Genomic DNA, 20,682 nt, shown 5'->3' with positions numbered 1-20,682 from the left:
TCCTGCTCAAACTGTAGCTTGACAGAGCCGCGTGCCACTTGAGCTAGCCTAGTGGCACGTGTAGGTGGGGCAGACGATGGCGGAGAGCAAAAGCTCTGATACCCCCCTTCAGAAACGTCAGCGCCTGGTGCGCGAGGTGGCCGGTTGGCTGGCGGTGCTGGGGGTGCTGATCCCAGGGCTGCAGCGTTTTTACATGGGCCACAGGCGCTGGGGCTGGGGCTACTTGGTGCTGGGGCTGATGGTGTTCGTTCCTTCCATCCCGTTGCAGCTCCTCGGCTACGGGGTACGCGCCCTTTGTTTGCTGGAAGGGCTGTGGTTTCTCACCATGACCAATGAGGACTTCGATTTTCGCTTCAATCGAGATCTCATCGAGCTGGACTGGACCAGTGCGAAAAGTCGGGAAGTCCGGGATCCCGAGCAGCAGTTGGAGATCCAGTTGAAGCAGGGCTTGATTACCCGCGCCGAATACGAGGAGCGCCGCCGCTACCTTCGCGAGATCTCGTGAGTGGGACTGCGATTGCTCCAAGATATTTCCGACCTATCCCCCCTCCACAGCAAGCCCGTTGACACCCTCCCCACTCTCAGACCAAGAAACCGACTGGCGATGCTTAGAAGGGGTGGGCGGTTCTTCCCCATAATCTAGGGACAGGCCCGACCGACCTTCGCCAGAATCCCATAAAAGTGCGGTTTCGCGCTGGCTGAAGCTGTCCTAGTGTAACAAAATATTAAGAGGAGCCGCCGGGCTAGCGTCCCGTTTGGGAGGCCACGCTTGGATTGGTTCCTAACCGACACCTTGCATCCATCTCAGGACACATGGCCATGTACAACAATCGTCGCGGTTTTCTTCGTTGGCTGGCGCTTGGTTTTGGCTCGCTGGTGGGCCTGTTGCCTGCCTTGGCTCAGCGCCGTTTTAACCGTGCCATTGCCCAGGGTGCTGCTTCGGGCCCCAAAGCGGCTGAGCCGGAGTTCGTTAAAGTGGCAACGCTAGAAGATCTTAAAGAAGGCCCCTTCAAGGTAGAAGACGCCTTTGGGAAAAACACCGCCACCCTTTGGCTAGTCGGGGATCCCCAAAAGGAAGACTCGCTGCTGGCTCTGGATGCAGCCTGTCCCCATGCCGGCTGCGACGTGGACTGGCGGGGGGAGAACTTCGTCTGCCCCTGCCATGGCTCAGTTTTTGCCGCCGATGGCAGCCGTACCCGTGGCCCGGCCAATGCCGACCTGACCGCCTACAAAGTTAAGGTGGAGAAAGGGGAAATCTTCGTGGCCAGAACCTGACCTTGTCCCCCCAGGGTCAACCAGACTAGCCAGCAAGGGGTCGAGCCTGCTAGGGCGCCCATGCCTCGTACCTACCGCTTCTTGTTTGTCTCCACCCCCGTTGGGCCCCTGGGATCGGGAGCTGGCGGCGGGGTGGAGCTCAACCTTGTCAACTTGGCGCGGAGCCTGCTTGAGAGGGGAGCCCAAGTGCGCGTGCTGGCCCCTGAGGGCTCCTGCAGTGTCGACTTGCCGGAAGGGGTGATCGAGGCGGTGGCCGGCCTCCCCCCGCCCTATGCCCAGAGCCAGCGCCGCGACGAGCCGGTTTGCCTTTCCATCCCTTCTCTGTTGGCCAACCTCTGGCGGCGGGCTGCCCAACTGCAGGATGAGTTTGAGCTCATCGTGAACTGGAGCTACGACTGGCTCTCGTTCTACCTGACAGGTTTTTTCCGCACGCCGGTGGCCCATATCGTCAGCATGGGCTCCCTTAGCGATGCCGTTGACCAGGCCTTGGAGCGCATCGCGCGCACCTATCCTGGCCGGCTGGCGGTACACTCGCGAGCCCAAGCCCAGACCTTTGCCTTTGCCCGGGCCCAGATGGCGGCTGGTCGGGATCCCTTTGTCTATTTGCCCTGCGGCGTCGACCTCAGCCGCTACGAGTTTGTGCCAGAGGGGAACGGATCCCTGTGCTGGGTTGGCCGCATTGCCCCCGAAAAGGGCCTGGAAGACTGCGCCGCCCTGGCCGAGAAGACGGGGAGGCCGGTGCTGATCCTGGGCCACCTGCAAGACCCGGCCTACTGGCAGCAGATTCGAGAACAGTACCCGCGGGCTCAATTGGATTACCGGGGGTTTTTGCCCACCTCTCAGATGCAGCGGCTCTTGGGCCACTGCTCGGCCTTGATCATGACCCCTAAGTGGGTGGAAGCCTTCGGCCTGGTGGCGGTGGAAGCCTTGGCCTGCGGTGTGCCGGTGATCACCTACCGCCGCGGCGGGCCGGCGGAAATTGTCCGCGATGGCGAGACCGGCTGGGTGGTGGAGCCAGACGACGTGGCAGCTCTGGCAACAGCGGTGGAACGCCTGGATCAGATCGCTAGAAGCCGCTGCCGACAGCACGCAGAAGAGCTCTATTCCCTGCAGGCCATGACAGAGCGGTTTCTGGCCTGGAGCGAGCAAATTGTCCAGGATCCGATCCCGGCAGCCCGCTAGGGAGAAGACAGGCAATGGTACTATTTGATTTTGATGCCTGGGGCCGGATGACCAGCCCACTGACGCGGACACTTCGACTCACGACGGGGAAACCACCATGACGACTGGGAAAGAATCTGTTGCGCTGGTGCGATCAGAGGTTCGTCGGCGGTCACAGGTTCTGGGAACGCAGGTGATCAGCCAAGCCAATGCCGCCCGGCTTGGAGTAGTTAGCGAAGTTTGGGCAGATCTGGAAGCTAGGCAAGTCCTGGTGCTAGGAGTGCTGGAAAAGGCCTTTGCCGGATCGCCGCGTTTTCTGGAGCTGCGGCAGGTCACGGCCCTAGGACAAGACGCCATCCTCGTCCCCAGCGATGAAGTCTTCGAGGACTTGGAGTTGGAGGGTCTCAGCCGGGTAGTCGGCAGCGAGGTGATTACCGAAGAAGGGATCCGCCTTGGAAAAGTCAAAGATTTCGAATTCAACTCCGTCTCCGGCCTAATCACCGGTTTGATCCTCTCCAACCTCGGCCTGACCTTTTTGCCCGGCTTTATCCTCAGCACCTACCTGCTCTCTGCTGATGAAATCGTCTCCATCGGCGGCGATCGCCTCATCGTGGCCGATGGCGCCGAAACCCGCCTAGCCCAACTGACCAAAGGGATCTTGGAAACCCTCGGCCTGGGCAAGCCCTCCTGGCTGGTCGACACTGGCTCCGCCCCCGCCCTGCCCAGGGCCGTTGATGAACCTGCCGTCGAGGAAAACTACGAGGAAGTATACGACGAAGAATACGAGGGCGAAGAAGAGGAATATCCCGAAGCAGAGCCTGAACCCCAGGCCGAGGCGGCGCCTCCTCGTCGGCCCGAGCCTGCTCCTGCTGCCGAGCAGCCAGAATGGGAGCAAGAGTACGTCAAAGCAGAAGCCCCCCCTTCCGAGCCAGCTCCTGACTCTGCCCCGGCCGCTCCCAGCTCCCCTTTGGATAGGGACCCCTGGGAGGAGAATACCGGGGAGCCAACCTGAGCTCTGAGCCCGGCTTCGCTCCTCTCTCCCAAAGTGACGGCCTAGGGGTGACCCCATGTCAGCCGGAGCGCCTGAGCCTGAGAACTCTTCCTGGATTGGAAAAAACCAGACTGACCGGACAGTCGCCGCAAAAAGTCGGCAAAGGCGTGAGTTTTCCCTGCTCGGGGATCCCCTAGGTTGGCAGGGCAGGATCGGCCTCGGCCAAAAAGCGCAAAGCCACCGATAAAAAAGCTTGCGGCGCTTCGATGTGGGGAAAAGCAGCCCCTGGCAGTCGATAGATCGGCACCTCTGGGCGCAAGGCACGATACCGCTCCGCCTGTTCTGATCCAGTAAGGCGGTTGTTTTCTCCCCAGACCAGAGCCATCGGCTTGTCCACCACGCGAAAGTCCTCCTGAATGGGCAAGTTAAGCTTGCCGGTCAAAAAAGAACGGGGGGCAAATTGGGCCCCCGCCTGGTGGGCCGCCTGATAGTAGTAGTCCACCACCGCCTCATCCAGAGCGTACCCAGGGGAGAACAGGCTCTGCTCCGTAAATAGACGTACACTCCAGGGGGTGGTGATGACGTTGTAAAAGGCCAGCCCCAAAACCGGCAAGCTGAGAAGACCATACACCGCCTCAGCCAAAGGGATCCCTAGCGCCTCGGGGACAAGGCTGTTGTCTCCTAGAGGGGCGATGAGCAGCAGCTTCTGCCAGTGCTGAGGCTGCAGCCGGGCCGAGCGCAGCACAAACCCTGCCGAGAGAGAATTGGCAATGGCGTGGCAGGGGCGCCCGATCACCTGGCCGACAAAATCCCCGATCATCCGGACATATAGGTGGCCGGTGTACTCCAGATCGGGGCGCTCCGAGTTGCCCCAACCCAACAAATCCAAAGCGTAAACCTGATAGTGCTGGCCCAACTCCGCCATCACGGCGCGAAACTCGTAGCTGGAAGAGCCGGCCCCGATGCCGTGCAGCAGCAACAAGGGCTGGCCGGATCCCGCAACCTTGTAAAACAGACGGTGGCCGCGCCAAAAATAGTGCCTCTCCTCCCCCGGCAAGAGGCTGGGCAGAGGCTGGGTTCGAGAAGCGATCCAGGCGTTGAGCACGGCCAGGGCACTTACCCCGCCGGCCGCAACCCAGAGGCCGGTTTTGAGAACTTGGCTCAGCTCCTTCATGCTCAGCGGCCCCAGCTAAGGCCAGACGGCTACTTTTTCTTGAGGCGGTAAGTGATGCGCCCTTTGTTCAGGTCATAGGGGCTGAGCTCTACCTTGACCCGGTCGCCGGGCAAGATCTTGATGTAGTTGCGGCGGATCTTGCCGGAGATGTGGGCAAGGACGTTAAAGCCGTTGTCCAGGTCCACCCGGAACATGGCGTTGGGCAAGGACTCGGTAACCACCCCTTCCACTTCAATGGCGTCTTCTTTAGACAAGGAACCCTCCTTAAAAAACAACACAACAGAAATATCGATAGGAAACCCGCCCTGTTAAGAGCGAGTTAAGAGCCGAAACAATACTCCACCTCTTCTATCCTAGCCGTTGCCGCCCTTCAGCAAGGGATCCCTAGGACTGAAAAGGGGTGCGATCCGTCAAAATCTCAGCCCCAGAGTCCGTGATCAAGACCGTGTGCTCAAACTGGGCCGACCAAGAGCCGTCCACCGTCACCACCGTCCAGCCATCCGAGAGCACCCGCGTGGCCTCTCCCCCTGCATTCACCATCGGCTCGATTGCCACCGTCATGCCGGAGCGCAGCTTGGGATTGGGAAGGTCGCGGGTGCGGTAGTGGGGAAACTGCGGCTCCTCGTGCAAGTTGCGCCCCACGCCGTGGCCGACGTACTGCTTCACCACGGAGTAGCCCCGCCCCTGGATGTAGTCCTCGATGGCGCCTGAGACATCCTGCAGCCAGACGCCGTGGCGCACGTGGTCAATGCCCGTCTGCAGCGCTTTGGCCGCTGTGTCGATCAGGTCGCGGGCGGCATCGCCGAGGGGCTCCAGGCCAATGGTGATGCAAGAGTCGGCATGCCAGCCTTCGACCATGGCGCCAAAATCCACCTTGACGATGTCCCCCGGCTGCACCACTTTGCGGGGGCTGGGGATCCCGTGTACCACCTCATGGTTGACGCTGACACAGACACAGGCGGGAAAGCCGTAGTAGCCCTTGAAGCTGGGCAGGGCATTCAACTCCGCTACCCGCCGCTCGGCATAGGCATCGATGTCTGCCGTTGTCCAGCCTGGCTCCAGACACTCGGCAATTTCCTGCAGCACCTGGGCCACCACCCGCCCGGCCCGCCGCATCTTCTCCACCTCCCGGCGGGACTTGATCTCAATGAGCTGCATGCCCCGCCGCGGGGAGAGATTTCCCGCCCCCGTCTTGATCACGCTGTCCTCCTGAAGCCTTCCAAGAGAGCCCGCAGATGTTCTTGTACCGATTCCATCGGCTGGTTGCCATCGATCCGTCGCAGACGACCCCTGGCCTCGTAAAAGTCGATCAGCGGAGCCGTCTGCTCCCGATACACCTGCAAGCGTTTGAGGATCACCGCCTCATCGGCATCGTCGCTGCGCCCCTGCTCCTTGCCGCGGGCCAACAGCCGTGCCACCACCACGTCGTCCGGCACTTCCAGGTTGAGAACGTGGTCGTAGTCTTGCCCCAACTCCCGCAACAGCTCTTCTAAAGCCTCCGCCTGCGCCAGGGTGCGGGGGAAGCCGTCCAGGATCCAGCCCTGCGCTGGCGAGTGTTGCAACTGGCCCTTCACCATCCCAATTAACACCTCGTCAGGCACCAGCTCTCCCGCATCCATGTACACCTTAGCCTGGCACCCCAGCGGCGTTTGGGCTTTCACCTCTGCCCGCAGCAGGTCACCTGTAGAAATTTTGGGCGTGTGGTAGATCGCTGCCAGCCGCTCTGCCTGGGTGCCCTTGCCCGCTCCCGGCGGCCCCAAAAAGATTAACCTCGGCACTATTGCTTGACCATCCCTTCGTAACGCTGCGAAATGACGTAGGTCTGGATCTGTTTGGAGGTCTCGATCGCCACCCCCACCAGGATCAGCAGCGAAGTTGCCCCCAAGCCCTGAAAAGTGGTGATGCCGGTCGCCCGCTCCACCGTCGTCGGGATGATGGCCACCGCACACAAGAACAAGGCCCCCAGCAGGGTCAGCCGGTTGAGGATCCCTTCGATGTACTCAGCAGTGGCCTTGCCCGGGCGGACTCCCGGAATGCTGGCCCCCATCTTCTTCAGGTTCTGCGCCAGATCCACCGGGTTAATGATCAAAGAGGCGTAGAAATAGCTGAAGAGGAGGATCAGCACGAAGTAGAAGGGAATGTAAAACCAAGAGGTAGGGGCCAAAAGGTTGGCCACCTGCACCAAAGTCAGGTTCTGGGTGTACTGGGCCAAGGCAAAGGGCAGGGACATCACCGAGTAGGCGAAGATGATCGGCATCACGCCCCCCTGGTTTAGCCGCAGGGGCAGGTAGCTCTTCTGCTCACGGAATAGCTTGTTGCCCACCTGGCGCTTGGCGTAGACAATAGGGATTTTGCGGCTGCCCTCCTGGACGAAGACAATGCCGACAATGGTGGCTAGGAAGACGGCCATCAACACCAAGATGCCGCCGATGGTGCTGCTATCAGCACGGGCTAGGCTGATGGTCTGGCCCAGAGCGCGGGGCAGCGTGGCGACAATGTTGACGAAGATCAACAGCGACGGCCCACTGCCCACCCCCTTCTCCGTGATCATCTCCCCCAACCACATGACAAACATGGAACCTGCCGTCAGGGCCAGGGTGGTGGAGGCCACAAAGGCCAACTCGTTGCTGGTGTTGGCGAACTCCCGCACCCAGAAGGAGATGCCGATGCCCTGGATGATGGCCCAAATCAGGGTAACGTAGCGGGTGTACTGGGAAATCTGTCGCCGCCCCTGCTCCCCCTCGTTTTTCTGCAGGTTCTCCAGGGCCGGAATGGCCGAGACCAGCAGTTGCATGATGATGGAGGCGTTGATGAAAGGCAGGATGCCGAGGGCGAAGATCCCCAAAGCGGAGATACCGCCGCCCGAGAAGACATCCAGAAAGCCAAACACAGGGCTGTTGGCGGCTTCAGCGGCAAAGCGAGCTCGGTCAATACTGGGGATGGGAATGTAAATGCCCAGCCGCACCAACAGCAACAGGCCTAGGGTAAGAAACAGACGTCTGCGCAGGCCAGAAGCCATGGCCATCTGCATGAAGGTCTCTTGGGCGGAGGGAGCGGAGCCTCGTGGGTCAGCCATAAATCTAGAAAACCTCGCGGAAGGGAAAGGCAAGGTGAGCTATTTACCACTCTACGCTGCCGGTGGGAAAGTCGGCAAAATAGAGAAGCTGCAAACTGCAGCCCAATTTTAGGATCCAGCGGAAGCAGTCTGGGATCCCACGAGCTCCACCCGACCCCCGGCTGCCTCGACCTTGGCTCGGGCTGAGGGGGTGATGGCAGCCGCTCTGATCGTCAGGGGCACGCCCACTTCCCCGTCTCCCAAGATCTTCAGCGGGCCATCGTTGGTGGTCACGATCCCCAAATCCATCAAGCTTTCCAAGCTGACCTCGCTGCCAGCGGGCAACTTGGCCAAAGCGCGCAGGTTGATCAGGGTGTACTGGGGGCGCCGCACGTAGCGGGGGAAGTGCTTGAGCTTGGGCAGCCGCCGATAGAGGGGGGTCTGGCCTCCCTCAAAGCCGGGCCGGGGACCGCCTCCTTTGCGCGCCTTCTGTCCCCGCATTCCCTTGCCACAGGAGGCTCCCTGTCCAGCAGCGATGCCACGGCCCAGGCGTCGTCGCCGCCGCGTCGAACCTGGTTGGGGGCGAATGTCTTCTAGTCGCATACTGACCTCCGGCTAACTTGCTGTTACTTACCAAACAGGCGGCGCACGTCGATCCCTCTATCTTCAGCTACCTGCTCAAAGGTGCGCATCCGCCGCAGCGCGTCAATGGTGGCACGGGCGTTGTTGAGGGGGTTGCTGGATCCCAGTTGCTTAGCCAGACTGTTGCGCACGCCCGCCAGCTCCAGAACCGTGCGCACCGCTCCCCCGGCGATGACCCCTGTCCCGGGAGCTGCCGGCATCACCAGGACAGTGGCCCCACCGCCTGATCCCCGCATGGGATGGGGTACAGACAGACCCTTGGTGAGGGGCACTTCGATTAGGTGCTTTTTGCCATCCACAACTCCTTTGCGCACAGCCCCGATGACGTCGTTGGCTTTGCCCACGCCAACCCCCACCTGGCCGCGCTCGTTGCCCACCACCACCACGGCCCGGAAGCTCAGCTTTTTGCCGCCCTTAACTACTTTGGTGACGCGCCGGATCTGGATGACCCGCTCCTGCCACTCGCTAGTCTGCTCTTCGCGGCTCTTTTTGCTTCTGCGACGTTCTCTTTGCTCAGCCATATGCCATCTCCTCAGGGCCTAGAACTGTAAGCCTGCTTCGCGGGCGGCTTCCGCCAGGGCCTGGACACGCCCGTGGTAGAGCTTGCCGCCGCGGTCGAACACCACTTGACAAATGCCTGCCTGTAAGGCCCGTTGGGCGACGGAGCGACCCACCACGGCGGCAGCCTCTCGGGTGGCCGTGCCAATGTCTTTGAAGGCTTCCCGCAGCTCCCTGTCCAGCGTGGAGGCAGAGACTAAAGTGTGCTGGGCTACATCGTCGATCACCTGGGCGTAGATGTGGCGATGGGAGCGAAACACGGCCAAACGGGGCCGCTCGGGCGTCCCGAAGACCTTGCGGCGAATGCGGCGATGGCGACGTTGGGTGGCAGCTTTGCGAGTGATTTTCATAGCTACTTCTTGGCCTTCCCGGATTTACCTGCTTTGCGACGAACCTGTTCCCCTACATAGCGAATCCCTTTGCCCTTGTAGGGCTCTGGCGGACGGACGGCCCGAATCCGCGCCGCCGTGTTGCCCACCAGCTCTTTGTCGATACCTGAGACGACGATGACGTTGTTGCCCTCAACCGCTATTTGGATCCCTGGCGGGAAAGGGATCTCCACTGGGTGGCTGTAGCCAACGTTCAAGATTAACTTGTTGCCCTGGGTGGAAGCCCGGTAGCCCACACCCACCAATTCCAGCCTGCGCTCAAATCCCCTAGATACGCCGTCCACCATGTTGGCAACCAAGGTGCGGCAGAGGCCGTGCAGTTGGCGGGCCGGGCGAGACTCGTTGACCCGGCTGACCTTGAGCGTCTGGGCTTCTTGATGCACCGCAATCAAGGGGGGCAAACTGCGAGACAGTTCTCCCTTCGGGCCTTTTACCGAGATCTGCTGCCCCTCGATCTGAACCTCTACCTTGGCAGGAAGGGCGATGGGGCGTTTGCCAATGCGAGACATGGGCCAACTCCTGGCAAGAGAACAACTCAATAGACGTAGCAGAGCACTTCGCCGCCGATGCCCTGCTTGCGAGCATCCCGGTCGGTCATGATGCCGTTGGAGGTGGAGATGATGGCAATCCCAATTCCTCCCAACACCCGAGGCAGTTCTTTGTGGTTGCAGTAAACTCGCAGCCCGGGCCGGCTCACCCGCTTCAGGCCATTGATGATCGGCTTACGACCTTTGCCCTTGTACTTCAACCGCAACACAAGCTGAGCGTGGATCCCTTCTCCCTCTTCCTTCCAGTCGCTCACAAAACCTTCCTCATGAAGAACGCGAGCGATGCTGCGGGTCATGCGTGTGGCCGGGACCGCCACCGATTCATGCCGAGCCATGGTGGCATTGCGAATGCGGGTGAGCATGTCGGCGATCGTGTCGTTGGTGTGGGCCATGGGTGGGTCGGTGCTCCTCGGAAGATCGATCAAGTCGAGACAATTGCAGATGGGCAAACCTTAAGAGGCAAAGGGCATGCCAAACTCTTTGAGCAGGGCACGGCCCTCTTCGTCGGTTTCGGCGGTGGTCACAATGGAGATGTCCATACCTCTGATCTGGTCTACAGAGTCGTAGTTGATTTCGGGGAAGATCAGTTGCTCGCGAATACCAAGGGTGTAGTTGCCCCGCCCATCAAAAGATTTGGGGCTGACGCCACGGAAGTCGCGGATACGAGGGAGGGCAATGTTGATCAGCCGATCCAAAAACGCGTACATGCGCTCCCGCCGCAGGGTCACCATCAGGCCAACCGGCATGCCCTTGCGGATTTTGAAACTGGCAATCGCCTTTTTGGCGCGGGTAATCACCGGACGCTGGCCCGTGATGGCGCTGATCTCGGCGATGGAGGATTCCAGGGCCTTGGCGTTTTGGGAGGCATCTCCCAGGCCGCGATTGATCACGATCTTTTCCAGACGCGGCACCTGATGGATGTTGGTGTAGCCCAACTCTTTTTGCAGCTTGGGAACGATGACGGTGTTGTAGAGGATTTGCAGACGCTGGGGCATGGTCGGTTCTCCTGGGGGCTCTGGGCTGGGTCAGAGCTCTATCGAAAAAGGGACGGCTAGTCGAGGATCTCGCCGGTTTTCTTGAGGACACGGACTTTGCGGCCATCGGCGGTGATTTGATAGCCAATACGGCTGGCCACTTCCTGCTTCTTGGAATAGAGCATCACCTTGCAGGCGTGGATCGGGGCTTCTTTGGTCTCGATGCGACCACTTTCGCCTTCCCGTTGCGGCTTGCGGTGGTAGGTTACTATGTTTACCCCTTCCACCAAGACCATGTTGCGTTCGGGAAAAACCTGCAGCACCTCGCCGATTTTGCCTTTGTCGTCGCCGGAGATCACCTGGACGGTATCTCCCTTCTTGATGCGCATTTTGTAGCGTAGGCTGTTGCGGTGCTTGCGAACGCCGGTCTGCCGAATCAGCCGTCGAATTTGGCTGGGCTTGAGGGGACGAACCATTACAGAACCTCCGGGGCAAGGGAGATGATCTTGGTGAAGTTTTTCTCCCGCAGCTCGCGGGCTACAGGGCCGAAAACGCGGGTTCCGCGGGGGTTGCCGTCGTCGTTGATGATCACGGCAGCGTTGTCGTCGAAGCGGATGCACATGCCGTCGGGGCGGCGTACCGTATCGACGGTGCGGATGACCACAGCCTTGACGACGTCGGATTTTTTGACCGGCATATTGGGCAGGGCGTCTTTGACGACGCCAACGATCACATCTCCCAGGCTGGCGTAGCGACGGCCACTGCTGCCCAGGACGCGGATGCACATCAGCTTGCGGGCGCCGGTGTTGTCAGCTACCGTTAACATGGTCTGCTGCTGAATCATAGTTTCTTGACCTCCCGTATGATTTCGGCCACTCGCCAACGCTTGGTGCGGCTGAGGGGACGGGTTTCCGTAATGCGCACCAGATCCCCTTCTTGACAGCGGTTCTCTTCGTCGTGGGCCTTAAACTTTTTGGTTTTGACGACGATTTTGCCGTATTTGGGGTGGGCAACCCGGTTTTCCACAGCAACGACCACTGTCTTTTGCATCTTGTTGCTGACGACAACGCCGATCTTTTCGCGAGCAGGCATTACTCCTCCTTCTGGGTCTGAGTTGAGGACAAGGACTTGCCGCGCTTGCGCTCTGACTCAACGGTCAGCAGTTGGGCCAGCTTGTGTTTGCGCAGGCGAATGAGATGGGGCTGGTTCAACTGCCGCGTGGCCTGCTGCAAACGCAGCTCGAACAGCTCTTTCTTGACGGCGTAGATCTCCTGGCTCAATTCTTCGTCGGATAGGGCGCGAGCGTCGGCAATTTTAGGCATGGGCATGGCTCAACTCTCCTCCCTCAAATAGCGCTGGCTGCTACTTCTGTTGTTTCTGGAGCTGCTTTCTGAACAGGTTCCGGCTCCTCAAAGTTAGCCTTGGTTACAAACTTGACTTTGATCGGCAGCTTTTGGGCGGCAAGGCGCATCGCCTCTCGGGCCGTGGCTTCAGGAACTCCTCCCATCTCGAAGAGGATACGGCCCGGCTTGACGACGCAAACCCAGTATTCGGGGTTGCCTTTGCCGGATCCCATGCGGGTTTCGGCAGGCCGTTGGGTAACGGGCTTGTCGGGAAAGATGCGGATCCAGATTTGGCCTCCCCGCCGGACGTAGCGGGCCATGGCCCGACGGCTGGCCTCGATCTGCCGCGCGGTGATCCAGGCGGGTTCTAGAGCCACAAGGCCGTATTCCCCAAAGTTGATGCGGTTGCCGCGAGTCGCTTTGCCTTTCATGCGCCCGCGCTGTTGCTTGCGGTATTTGGTTCGTTTGGGGCTTAACATGGCCGTTCCTTAAATCAACTGCGATGGGGATCCCTGGATTTTCGGGTGCTGGCCCTCAGGCCTCCACTGCTGAGCGGTCTTCAAAAGTGGGCCGCCGCCGCTGCTGCCGCCGCTTGGGCTGTTGCAGGGGAACTTTTTGTTCGGGCCGTTCCTGCCCGGGGAGAACTTCTCCTTTGAAAACCCAGACCTTGACCCCAATGACACCAAAGGTGGTCTGAGCGATGTGGTCGGCATAGTCGATATCTGCCCGCAGGGTGTGCAAAGGGATCCGCCCTTCCCGGGTCCATTCGGTGCGGGCGATCTCGGCTCCGTTCAGCCGCCCGGCAATTTGAATTTTGATCCCTTGCACCCCCGCCCGCTGGGCCCGCTGGATGACCTGGCGCACGATGCGGCGAAAGGCGATCCGCCGCTCCAACTGCTGGGCGATGTTTTCTGCCAGCAAAACCGCCTCGGCATCGGCACGGGTGACCTCTACTACATTGATGCGAATGGTTCGCTCGGGGCTACCGTGTGAGCTCAGCTCTTTCTGCAGGCCCTGGCGCAGGGCGTCGAGGCCGGATCCCCCACGACCAACCACCACTCCAGGGCGAGCGGCTCGGATCTCGAGGTCGATCTGATCCGCTTTGCGTTCAATTTGAATGTCGGCCAGGCCGGCGCTGCTCAACTGCTTGGTCAGGTAGGCGCGGATGAGATCGTCCTCTCGCAGCAGGGCTGGGTAGCGAGCTGGATCGGCAAACCAGCGGCTGCGATGTTCCTTAATAACGCCGAGGCGGAAACCGGTGGGGTGAATCTTCTGTCCCATGGTGGTGTCAGTTGAGGGGTAAAGTCTGGGGGTACAGGCGTCTAGGAGGCCGTCGCCGCTTCAGGTTCTATGGGCCGGACGGCGATGGTAATGTGGCAGGTGCGCTTGCGGATTGGGTAGGCACGACCTTGGGCGCGGGGGCGAAATCGCTTCAGCGTCGGCCCCTGGTCAGCGTAGGCCTTGCTGATGACCAGGTCCCGAGGATCCAGGCCGTTGTTGTGTTCGGCATTGGCCACCGCCGAGCGCAGCACCTTGCGAACCGGCTCACAGGCGGCGTAGGGCATGAACTCCAACAGGATCAGGGCATCGGCATAGGTGCGCCCCCGGATCTGGTTCAGCACGCGCCGCACCTTATAGGGGGACATGCGGATGTAGCGAGCTACCGCTTTGATTTCAGGGGATGGATCGGCCATGGCGCTCTCCTAGCTTATTGCCTCTTCTGTTCGTTGCTGGACTTAACGGCGGGCAGCTTTTTTGTCACTGCCCGCGTGGCCGCGAAAGGTACGGGTGGGGACGAACTCCCCCAGCTTGTGGCCCACCATCTGATCGGTGATGTAGATGGGCACGTGCTGCTTGCCGTTGTGCACGGCGATGGTGTGGCCGATCATGACGGGCAGGATGGTGCTGGCTCGCGACCAGGTTTTGATCATGTGCTTCTCATTGCGCTCGTTCATCTTCTCGATTTTGAGAAGCAGCTTGGCATCGACAAAAGGGCCTTTTTTGAGTGAACGTCCCATAGCAACCTCAACAGTCTGGCAAGCTGGTAAGGGTCGAAAGAAAAAGAAAATTCAGGGGCGCAGCAGATGGCCGGACTCTTATTGAGCGGCCCTCCCGCTCTTGTCCCGGCGGCCGCCACGACGGCGACCGCGCACGATGAACTTGTTGCTGGGTTTGTTGCGTTTGCGGGTTTTGTATCCCAGGGTGGGCTTGCCCCAGGGGGTGACAGGGGTGCTGCGGCCGATGGGGGCTTTTCCTTCCCCACCGCCATGGGGGTGATCGACAGGGTTCATCACCGAGCCGCGCACGTGGGGACGGCGACCTAGCCAGCGGCTACGCCCCGCTTTGCCGAGGCTGAGGTTGCTGTGGTCAACATTTCCCACTTGGCCGATGGTGGCGTAGCACTCGCCTCGGATCATGCGGACTTCGCCGGAGGGCAGCTTGAGGGAGACATACTTGCCCTCTTTGGCTACTACTTGGGCGCCGGCCCCGGCGGCGCGAACAATTTGCCCACCGCGGCCGGGATACAGCTCCACGTTGTGAACCACCGTCCCCAGCGGGATCCGCTCCAGGGGCATGGCGTTGCCAAGCTCAAAGGGGGCATCGGGCCCCGCCATAATGGTGGCTCCCACCTCGAGGTTGCGGGGAGCGAGGATGTATCGCTTCTCGCCATCTTCGTATTCCACCAAGCAGATGCGGGCGCTGCGGTTGGGATCGTACTCGATGGTCTTGACGGTGGCCGGGATCCCGCGCTTGTCGCGGCGGAAGTCGATGATGCGGTAGAGCCGCTTGTGGCCGCCGCCTCGGTGGCGGCAGGTGATGACGCCGCGGTTGTTGCGCCCTTTTTTGCGGTGGATGAATTGCAGCAGCGACTTCTCCGGTCTGGGCCGCTTGCCGTTTTCGTCCCGCGACAGCTCCTCGAAGTTGGAGACCGTCATGTGGCGGGTGCTGGGGGTATAGGGTCGGAAGGTACGAATGCCCATGGCTCGAGGGGGGGTGAAGGACGGGTGGCAATAAAACTCGAAGCGGGAAGAGGGGTTTGGTTAGGTGTCGGGGAAGAGGGTGATGGAGTCGCCTTCGGCCAAGGTCACGATGGCTCGCTTGGGACGGCTGCGATAGCCGACAGAACGGCCTACCCGCCGCTGCTTGCGGGGCAGTTTAAGGGTGTTGACGGCGGTGACCCGCACCCCAAACATCTCCTCGACGGCAGCTCGGATGAGCGGCTTGGTGGCAGTGGGCATCACTTCAAAGACGTATTTGCGCTGTTCCATCAGGGCAGTTGCCTTTTCGGTGATGACGGGACGCAACAGGACATCGGCCAGGATCCGCTTGCTCTCAGTCATTGTCTTCCTCCTCTGCTGCGGCTGTTTCGGCCTCCTCGCCAGCTGGCGGCTGGGCAAGGGGCTCTGCTTCTTGGGCTAGTTCCGCTTGTCCCTGAACTTCTCGCTCTTGTGCTTGGGCCAGCTCTTCTTCCTGGGTTTCCTGAACTTGTGGGTTTGCTAGAGCTACTTGATTAGCCTGATCAGCCTGCGCCGGGGGAGCCTCTGGCTGGGCTTGAGCTTCTGCTTGCTCTTCCTGCTCCTGGCTTTGACCTTCTGCTTGTTCGACTGGCCGAGCTTCTCGCTCTGCCGCCTGAGCCTGATCTTCAAGGCGATCGGCTTGGGTTGGAGCTGCTGCTGCCGCGCCGGATCCCCAGCGGGCCTTGAGCTTCTCCAGGGCAGAGGTGGTAATCAGCACCCAATCGACGTTGAGCAGATCAAAGACATTGAGCTGATCCAGGCCGATCAGCTTGACGCGGGCGATGTTGCGTACGGCTCGCTCGACGGCTTCCGAGCGCTCGGCGACGATAAGCAGTGCCGACTGATCCTCCATCACCCCCCAGCGCAGCAGAGCTTGGGCCACGGCGCGAGTCTTGGGCGGGTTGAGCTGATCCTGGAAATCTTCCACCACGATCAGGTCTTCCACCCGGCTTTGCAGGGCAGTGCGCAGAGCCAGTTGCCGCTCTTTGCGGTTCATGGCCAGGTTGTACTCCCGCTTGCGGGGGCCGAAGATCACTCCACCCTTGCGCCAAAGGGGGGAGCGAATGGAGCCGGCGCGGGCCCGGCCGGTGCCTTTTTGCCTCCAGGGCTTGCGGCCGCCACCGCGCACCTCAGCCCGGGTCTTGGTGTGGGCGTTGCCTTGGCGGGCGTTGGTCATCTGCCGGCGAAGAGCTAGATAGAGGATGTGGGAGGCCGTTTCGGGACGGGCAACTTTGAGGCTTAGCTCCGCGCTGCCCACCGTTTCCCCTTGCCAATTTTTCACCACACAACTTGCCATGGTTTCCTCGTCTTTGCAGATGCTGGTCAGCCTTTGCCAGGGATCCCTTTCCTAGCGTTTGTTGCCCACCTGCTTGGCAGGGGTAATCTCCAGCAGCCCCCCTTCCACGCCGGGCACAGAGCCCTTGATGATCAGCAAGTTCCGCTCCGGATCCACCTGCACCAACTGCAGTTTGCGAATGGTGACGCGGCAGCCTCCCATCCGGCCCGCCATGCGTAGCCCCGGAAACACGCGGCCAGGGGTTGTGCCGGCGCCAACAGAACCCGGTCGGCGGTGGTTCTTGGAGCCGTGAGACATGGGGCCGCGACCAAAGTGGTGCCGCTTCTGGTAGCCGGCAAACCCCCGCCCGATGGAAGTGCCGGCTACATCCAGCAACTGGCCCGGAGAGAAGATCTCGACGGTGATCTTTTGCCCCAACTGGTAAGCTTCTGGCTGGTCGACCCGGAACTCGCGCAGGTGGCGCAGCAGCTCCGTCACCCCCGCTTTGCTCAGGTGGCCCCGCTGGGCTCGCGTGAGGTGCTTTTCGGCGGTGGGCCAGTAGCCCAACTGCACGGCGTTGTAGCCGTCTGTGGCTTGGGTCTTGATCTGGGTTACCGTGCAAGGCCCCGCCTGCACGACCGTGACCGGAATGGCCAACCCTTCCGGAGAGAAGATCTGGGTCATGCTGACTTTTCTTCCAAGGATGCCAAGCGCCACGAGAACCTCCTCTCGAGCCTCTGCGACTCGCTTCTGTCAGCTTGCAACTGGCTCAATGAGCCGGATCCAGGCAGCAACGGCGCGGCAGCAGGAAGCTCAGGACTAGCTGAGGCTGCCCGCTCAGGCGAAAAAGCAACGAAAAGGAATCTTTGGATCCCCGCAGGCCAAACAGCGCCAGCAGCGCTGCTCCCTTTGCTTAATTCACCCTCAAATCACACGCCAAACTGCTTTCAAAGACTGCTCAGACTTACCTGCAAAGAGGCAGTATCTGGTTTAGCAGTACGCTAGGTTGCCGAGAGCCGTCGTCAGAGCGGGCGGACTTAATTGGCAACAGTAGTACATCATAATGAGGTGAAGACCTGTTTGTCCAGATTTTGCCGAGAAAATGGCTCGGTCGGGGGGCAGCGACTGTGAAAGCCGCTCTGGTGGGCGAAAAGAGCTATCGACGGCAAGAGCCACCTCCTTTTAGGAGTGTGATGGGGTGGGCGGGCAGCGGGCTGACCCAGGCTTGTGTAGATCGCTACCTGGATTTGTTGCGGGCGGGAACCGATCCGGGCCGGATCTTGTTTTTGGTGCGCAGCCAGCGGCAGGCAGAGGGGGTGTTGCGGCGCTTACAGCAGCTCAGCTCGAGCTGGGTGGGCCCGTGGCGGATCGAGACGTTTTTGCAGCGGGTGGGGCGCTCTCTGGCCGATCACTGGCCGCAGGTGTGCGAGCGGGTTCCCCAGTTGCCGCGCTCGTTTGAGCCAATTCCCTTGGCCAAGGATCTGGCCCAATTTCTCTGTGGGCGAGCCTGTGCTTTGTGTCCGCGGCATGGGGAGGTCTTTGCCGATCTTGGGCTGGAGGAGTTCCAGATTTGGGATCAGATCAGCAGCGCTGCCTATATTGCGGGGGCTTCGGGTTTGGCGGCGGAAGCGGTGGGATCCCGGCTGGCGGCGGCCTGGCCGGCGGAGGGGGATCCGGGGCGGGCAGAGGCCTTGCAGGCGATGGGCTGTTGTGTGGAGCGGCTGTGGGAGGTGGGGTTGCGGCTGGGATCCCTGGACTTCGGCCTGCAAATCCGGCTGTTTGGCGAGCACATCCTGCCGCTGGCGGAGTTTTGGCAGGAGTGGGATCACCTGATCGTGGATCAGGCGGAGGACAGTTGCGGGGTGGCGCTGGAGTTTTACCGGCAAGGGCAAGCCCATCTGCAAAGCCAGTTTTTCAGCTATACCATCGGCGGCGGGGTCTCTTTGACGGGGATCCCAGAGGCCGTGGCTCGCTTTCTGAGGGAAAACACCCAGGTTCAGCTTCTGGAGGGGAGCTACCGCGGCTCAGCCGGCATGATCCGCCTGGGACTGCAGATTGCGCGGGTGCTGGATCCGCGGTTTGACCATCCCCTGACGGAGCCTCTGGCAGAGAGGCTGCCAAGGGTGCAGGTGCTGGAGGGCGAGACCCAATTCGCGGCGGTGGAGGCGATGGTTGCCCAGATCCGGCAGCTTTTGCGGGCCGGGATCCCGGCCTCTCGCATCGCCGTCCTGCTGCCTCGCATGGATGCGGGGGTGAGCTTGAGCTTGCAGGAGCAGTTGCCGGAGGTCTTGCCGATCGCCCCTTTCCCGGCGTTGATCCGCTACCCACTGGTGCGGGCTTTGCTGACGGCGGCGGAAGTGGCCCATCCCGAGTGGGGAGCTTTTCCCACCTTGCCGGCCTGGCGACTGCTCCTGGGCAGGGTGTTGGATCTGGATCCCATCCGGGCGGCTTTGCTGGCCGAAGATACCCTTGACCCGGTAGGGCGTTCCCTGCGGCCCAAGACCGCCGTGCGACAGCCGGAGCGGGTGGGGTTTGCCAACCTGGAGCGCTACCAGAAGCTGCTGGATTGGCTGCGCAGCTACCGCGGCGGGCCCTCCCTGGCCGCTTTCTTCCAGCGGTTTTTCGCCGAGCACCTAGCCCAGGGGATGGATTTGCCCCAAGACCAAGAGCTGCTGCAAGCGCTGATCGACGCGGCACAACGGTTTCGCCGGGCCTTTCCTGCGGAAGAGGATCGTGCCTTTTTGGCCATGATCCGCTCGGGACAAACCCCCAGCAACAGCCGCTTCGAGCCCGACTATTCCCGCTACCTCGTGGTGGCGACGCCGGTGGCCTATATCAACCGAGGTTTGCAGGCGGATTATCAGTTCTGGTTCGACATCACGAATCCGCTTTGGTCCCGTTCTCTTTGGCGTGTGCTTTACAACAGCCGTGTGCTGACGCCGGAGTGGGATGGGGAGGTTTTCAATGCAGCCCAAGACCTACAGGCACGTCACCAAATCCTGGCTCGCACGCTGCTCAACCTCTGTTGCCGAACTCGGAAGGGGCTGTGGCTGGTGCGCTCCACTTTTAACTACCGCGGCGAAGAGAACACCGGCATGTTGGATTACCTCATTTTAAAGGCCGCGAAGGCCATGGCCACAGCCTGAGAGGAGCAACCTTACACCCATCCCAAGCCGCAACCAGACCCAGGTTCCAGAGCATAGCGAAGCTGTCTGTTGTGTCGATCCCCAACTGGGGAGTGCTCAAGATTGTCGCCAATTTGGAATGCCCCTATCGTGGGCATATCGTGAGAGAAAGCTAGGTTCTCCTACACTGGGGAGATGGCTAAGGGCTTTGGAAAACCGGCGAAAAAACAGCCGCTCCTCTCGGCCCGACAGGCGGCAGGCCGCTTCCGGCGGGGGGAATGGGCTGGCTGCCGGCAGCTCTGTGAGCAGATCCTCGCCGCTGCCGACCGGTCTGATCTGGAAGAGGCCATTGCCTTGACGCAAGCCCATGCTCTTTTGGGGCGCATCGAGGAGGGATCCGGTCGCTACCCTGCCGCCATGCTGCACTACCAACAGGCCATCGTGGCCTGTCCCCCTGCTGCTCCCGCCAGCTTGGCCGCTGAGGTTCATGCGCTGCTGGGGGGAGTACTGCGGCAGATGGGCGAGAAAAAGCAGGCGCAACGGCTCTTCGAGCAAGCCCTGGCCCGGGATCCAGCGCTGCTGATGGCGCGGGTGGGGCTGGCCGACCTGCTGCAGATGCGAGGAGAATACGAGGCGGCTCTGGCCCATTATTTGCAGGCCTGGCAGGGATCCCAGCAAGAGGCAGACATTCCTTAGCAGATCGGCATGGGCTTTTGGAAGCAGGGACAAGTGGAGGTGGCCAGCTCTTGGTTTCGGCGGGCGCTCGCCCTGCAGCCCGAACACAGCGATGCCCGCTACATGCTGGCCATTGTGGGGGAGCTGCCCCTGCCCGACAGGACTCCTCCGGAGTGGGTGCGACGTCTATTTGACGAATATGCGCCCCGCTTTGAGCAGCATTTGCTGGAAAAACTGAACTACCAGGGGCCACAGGCTGTGCGGCAAGGGATCCTGGCTGCCGCAGGGGGAGCGTCTCCTTGGTTTGAGCGGGCGCTGGATCTGGGCTGTGGCACCGGCCTGGCGGGATCCCAGGTGCGCTCCTACGTTGGATAGTTGCGGGGTGTGGATCTCTCCGCCCGCATGGTGGAGATTGCCCGGCAAAAGGGCAAGCCTCTAGTCCTGAATTTACTGAACAACATATTGTCTTACGGAACTAA

29 protein-coding genes and 1 pseudogene are annotated in these 20,682 nt (G+C 61.1%); 7 read left to right on the top strand and 23 right to left on the bottom strand.

All coding sequences use genetic code 11. The features are described 5' to 3' along the window. The first annotated feature begins 76 nt into the window (after positions 1-76). The 4 genes from NW855_RS14550 to NW855_RS14535 all read left to right on the top strand — a co-directional run bounded on the left by NW855_RS14550 (position 77) and on the right by NW855_RS14535 (position 3,448). Positions 77-505 (top strand): hypothetical protein, encoded by a 429-nt coding sequence (locus NW855_RS14550; RefSeq protein ID WP_099812202.1) that lies wholly within the window; start codon positions 77-79, stop codon positions 503-505. Between the two features lie 314 nt (positions 506-819). Next, positions 820-1,275 carry a ubiquinol-cytochrome c reductase iron-sulfur subunit gene (locus tag NW855_RS14545; protein WP_011430022.1) on the top strand — a complete coding sequence of 152 codons (456 nt, stop codon included), beginning with the start codon at positions 820-822 and terminating at the stop codon, positions 1,273-1,275. Between the two features lie 60 nt (positions 1,276-1,335). Then, on the top strand, positions 1,336-2,457 hold the full coding sequence (locus NW855_RS14540; protein ID WP_414508999.1) for a glycosyltransferase family 4 protein: 1,122 nt from the start codon (positions 1,336-1,338) through the stop codon (positions 2,455-2,457). Between the two features lie 97 nt (positions 2,458-2,554). Further along, the gene (locus NW855_RS14535; protein ID WP_011430024.1) at positions 2,555-3,448 is read left to right on the top strand and encodes a PRC-barrel domain-containing protein; all 894 of its coding nucleotides are present in this window, start codon (positions 2,555-2,557) and stop codon (positions 3,446-3,448) included. Positions 3,449-3,620: 172 nt separating this feature from the next. On the opposite strand, the gene NW855_RS14530 is transcribed toward NW855_RS14535, so the two are convergent. The 23 genes and pseudogenes from NW855_RS14530 to rplC all read right to left on the bottom strand — a co-directional run bounded on the left by NW855_RS14530 (position 3,621) and on the right by rplC (position 17,120). Beyond that, the gene (locus tag NW855_RS14530) at positions 3,621-4,601 is read right to left on the bottom strand and encodes an alpha/beta fold hydrolase (RefSeq protein WP_011430025.1); all 981 of its coding nucleotides are present in this window, start codon (positions 4,599-4,601) and stop codon (positions 3,621-3,623) included. 29 nt (positions 4,602-4,630) lie between these two features. Then, the gene (gene infA, locus NW855_RS14525; RefSeq protein ID WP_011430026.1) at positions 4,631-4,855 is read right to left on the bottom strand and encodes a translation initiation factor IF-1; all 225 of its coding nucleotides are present in this window, start codon (positions 4,853-4,855) and stop codon (positions 4,631-4,633) included. Between the two features lie 130 nt (positions 4,856-4,985). Further along, positions 4,986-5,759 (bottom strand): type I methionyl aminopeptidase, encoded by a 774-nt coding sequence (gene map / locus NW855_RS14520; protein WP_011430027.1) that lies wholly within the window; start codon positions 5,757-5,759, stop codon positions 4,986-4,988. Positions 5,760-5,797: 38 nt separating this feature from the next. Then, positions 5,798-6,379 (bottom strand): adenylate kinase, encoded by a 582-nt coding sequence (locus NW855_RS14515; protein WP_011430028.1) that lies wholly within the window; start codon positions 6,377-6,379, stop codon positions 5,798-5,800. Then, the gene (gene secY / locus NW855_RS14510; RefSeq protein ID WP_099812200.1) at positions 6,379-7,677 is read right to left on the bottom strand and encodes a preprotein translocase subunit SecY; all 1,299 of its coding nucleotides are present in this window, start codon (positions 7,675-7,677) and stop codon (positions 6,379-6,381) included. The genes NW855_RS14515 and secY overlap by 1 nt, the downstream gene beginning before the upstream one ends. Before the next feature lie 108 nt (positions 7,678-7,785). Beyond that, a complete protein-coding gene (rplO, locus tag NW855_RS14505) occupies positions 7,786-8,259 on the bottom strand; it encodes a 50S ribosomal protein L15 (protein WP_011430030.1) in 474 nt (157 codons plus the stop codon). A gap of 23 nt (positions 8,260-8,282) precedes the next feature. Further along, the gene (gene rpsE, locus NW855_RS14500) at positions 8,283-8,819 is read right to left on the bottom strand and encodes a 30S ribosomal protein S5 (RefSeq protein ID WP_011430031.1); all 537 of its coding nucleotides are present in this window, start codon (positions 8,817-8,819) and stop codon (positions 8,283-8,285) included. Between the two features lie 18 nt (positions 8,820-8,837). After that, positions 8,838-9,206: a 50S ribosomal protein L18 gene (rplR, locus tag NW855_RS14495; RefSeq protein WP_011430032.1), complete on the bottom strand. Its 369-nt coding sequence runs from the start codon at positions 9,204-9,206 to the stop codon at positions 8,838-8,840. 2 nt (positions 9,207-9,208) lie between these two features. After that, complete coding sequence (gene rplF / locus NW855_RS14490; protein ID WP_011430033.1) at positions 9,209-9,754, bottom strand: 50S ribosomal protein L6; 546 nt, start codon at positions 9,752-9,754, stop codon at positions 9,209-9,211. A 26-nt stretch (positions 9,755-9,780) separates the two neighbouring features. Continuing rightward, positions 9,781-10,185, bottom strand: a complete 405-nt coding sequence (rpsH, locus tag NW855_RS14485) for a 30S ribosomal protein S8 (RefSeq protein WP_011430034.1) — start codon at positions 10,183-10,185, stop codon at positions 9,781-9,783. Between the two features lie 60 nt (positions 10,186-10,245). Next, on the bottom strand, positions 10,246-10,788 hold the full coding sequence (rplE, locus tag NW855_RS14480; protein WP_011430035.1) for a 50S ribosomal protein L5: 543 nt from the start codon (positions 10,786-10,788) through the stop codon (positions 10,246-10,248). A 56-nt stretch (positions 10,789-10,844) separates the two neighbouring features. Further along, positions 10,845-11,243 (bottom strand): 50S ribosomal protein L24, encoded by a 399-nt coding sequence (gene rplX / locus NW855_RS14475; protein ID WP_011430036.1) that lies wholly within the window; start codon positions 11,241-11,243, stop codon positions 10,845-10,847. Then, complete coding sequence (gene rplN, locus NW855_RS14470) at positions 11,243-11,611, bottom strand: 50S ribosomal protein L14 (protein ID WP_011430037.1); 369 nt, start codon at positions 11,609-11,611, stop codon at positions 11,243-11,245. The genes rplX and rplN overlap by 1 nt, the downstream gene beginning before the upstream one ends. After that, positions 11,608-11,859: a 30S ribosomal protein S17 gene (rpsQ, locus tag NW855_RS14465; RefSeq protein ID WP_011430038.1), complete on the bottom strand. Its 252-nt coding sequence runs from the start codon at positions 11,857-11,859 to the stop codon at positions 11,608-11,610. The genes rplN and rpsQ overlap by 4 nt, the downstream gene beginning before the upstream one ends. Beyond that, entirely contained in the window at positions 11,859-12,095 is a 237-nt protein-coding gene (rpmC, locus tag NW855_RS14460) for a 50S ribosomal protein L29 (protein ID WP_011430039.1), read from the bottom strand. The genes rpsQ and rpmC overlap by 1 nt, the downstream gene beginning before the upstream one ends. A gap of 17 nt (positions 12,096-12,112) precedes the next feature. Continuing rightward, positions 12,113-12,589, bottom strand: coding sequence for a 50S ribosomal protein L16 (gene rplP / locus NW855_RS14455; protein ID WP_011430040.1), 477 nt, complete (start codon positions 12,587-12,589; stop codon positions 12,113-12,115). Positions 12,590-12,644: 55 nt separating this feature from the next. Beyond that, on the bottom strand, positions 12,645-13,391 hold the full coding sequence (gene rpsC, locus NW855_RS14450; RefSeq protein WP_011430041.1) for a 30S ribosomal protein S3: 747 nt from the start codon (positions 13,389-13,391) through the stop codon (positions 12,645-12,647). A 41-nt stretch (positions 13,392-13,432) separates the two neighbouring features. After that, complete coding sequence (rplV, locus tag NW855_RS14445) at positions 13,433-13,804, bottom strand: 50S ribosomal protein L22 (RefSeq protein ID WP_011430042.1); 372 nt, start codon at positions 13,802-13,804, stop codon at positions 13,433-13,435. Between the two features lie 42 nt (positions 13,805-13,846). Continuing rightward, positions 13,847-14,128: a 30S ribosomal protein S19 gene (gene rpsS / locus NW855_RS14440; RefSeq protein ID WP_011430043.1), complete on the bottom strand. Its 282-nt coding sequence runs from the start codon at positions 14,126-14,128 to the stop codon at positions 13,847-13,849. 78 nt (positions 14,129-14,206) lie between these two features. Beyond that, complete coding sequence (gene rplB, locus NW855_RS14435) at positions 14,207-15,091, bottom strand: 50S ribosomal protein L2 (protein WP_011430044.1); 885 nt, start codon at positions 15,089-15,091, stop codon at positions 14,207-14,209. A gap of 60 nt (positions 15,092-15,151) precedes the next feature. After that, positions 15,152-15,451 carry a 50S ribosomal protein L23 gene (locus NW855_RS14430; RefSeq protein ID WP_011430045.1) on the bottom strand — a complete coding sequence of 100 codons (300 nt, stop codon included), beginning with the start codon at positions 15,449-15,451 and terminating at the stop codon, positions 15,152-15,154. A gap of 343 nt (positions 15,452-15,794) precedes the next feature. Beyond that, positions 15,795-16,424 (bottom strand): annotated as a pseudogene (rplD, locus tag NW855_RS14425) (50S ribosomal protein L4); the annotation flags it as partial. A gap of 51 nt (positions 16,425-16,475) precedes the next feature. Then, positions 16,476-17,120, bottom strand: coding sequence for a 50S ribosomal protein L3 (gene rplC / locus NW855_RS14420; protein WP_414508998.1), 645 nt, complete (start codon positions 17,118-17,120; stop codon positions 16,476-16,478). Positions 17,121-17,530: 410 nt separating this feature from the next. Here rplC and NW855_RS14415 point away from each other — a divergent pair, with 410 nt between their 5' ends. The 3 genes from NW855_RS14415 to NW855_RS14405 all read left to right on the top strand — a co-directional run bounded on the left by NW855_RS14415 (position 17,531) and on the right by NW855_RS14405 (position 20,578). After that, on the top strand, positions 17,531-19,549 hold the full coding sequence (locus NW855_RS14415) for a hypothetical protein (protein ID WP_143596958.1): 2,019 nt from the start codon (positions 17,531-17,533) through the stop codon (positions 19,547-19,549). Positions 19,550-19,723: 174 nt separating this feature from the next. Then, the gene (locus NW855_RS14410) at positions 19,724-20,224 is read left to right on the top strand and encodes a tetratricopeptide repeat protein (protein ID WP_041438233.1); all 501 of its coding nucleotides are present in this window, start codon (positions 19,724-19,726) and stop codon (positions 20,222-20,224) included. A 9-nt stretch (positions 20,225-20,233) separates the two neighbouring features. Continuing rightward, positions 20,234-20,578, top strand: coding sequence for a class I SAM-dependent DNA methyltransferase (locus tag NW855_RS14405; protein ID WP_049749740.1), 345 nt, complete (start codon positions 20,234-20,236; stop codon positions 20,576-20,578). Positions 20,579-20,682 lie beyond the last annotated feature (104 nt).

This window comes from Synechococcus sp. RC10B2 (genome assembly GCF_047502635.1).
The sequence above is the reverse complement of the archived record's forward strand: the minus strand, read 5'-3'. Positions and strand labels throughout refer to the sequence as shown.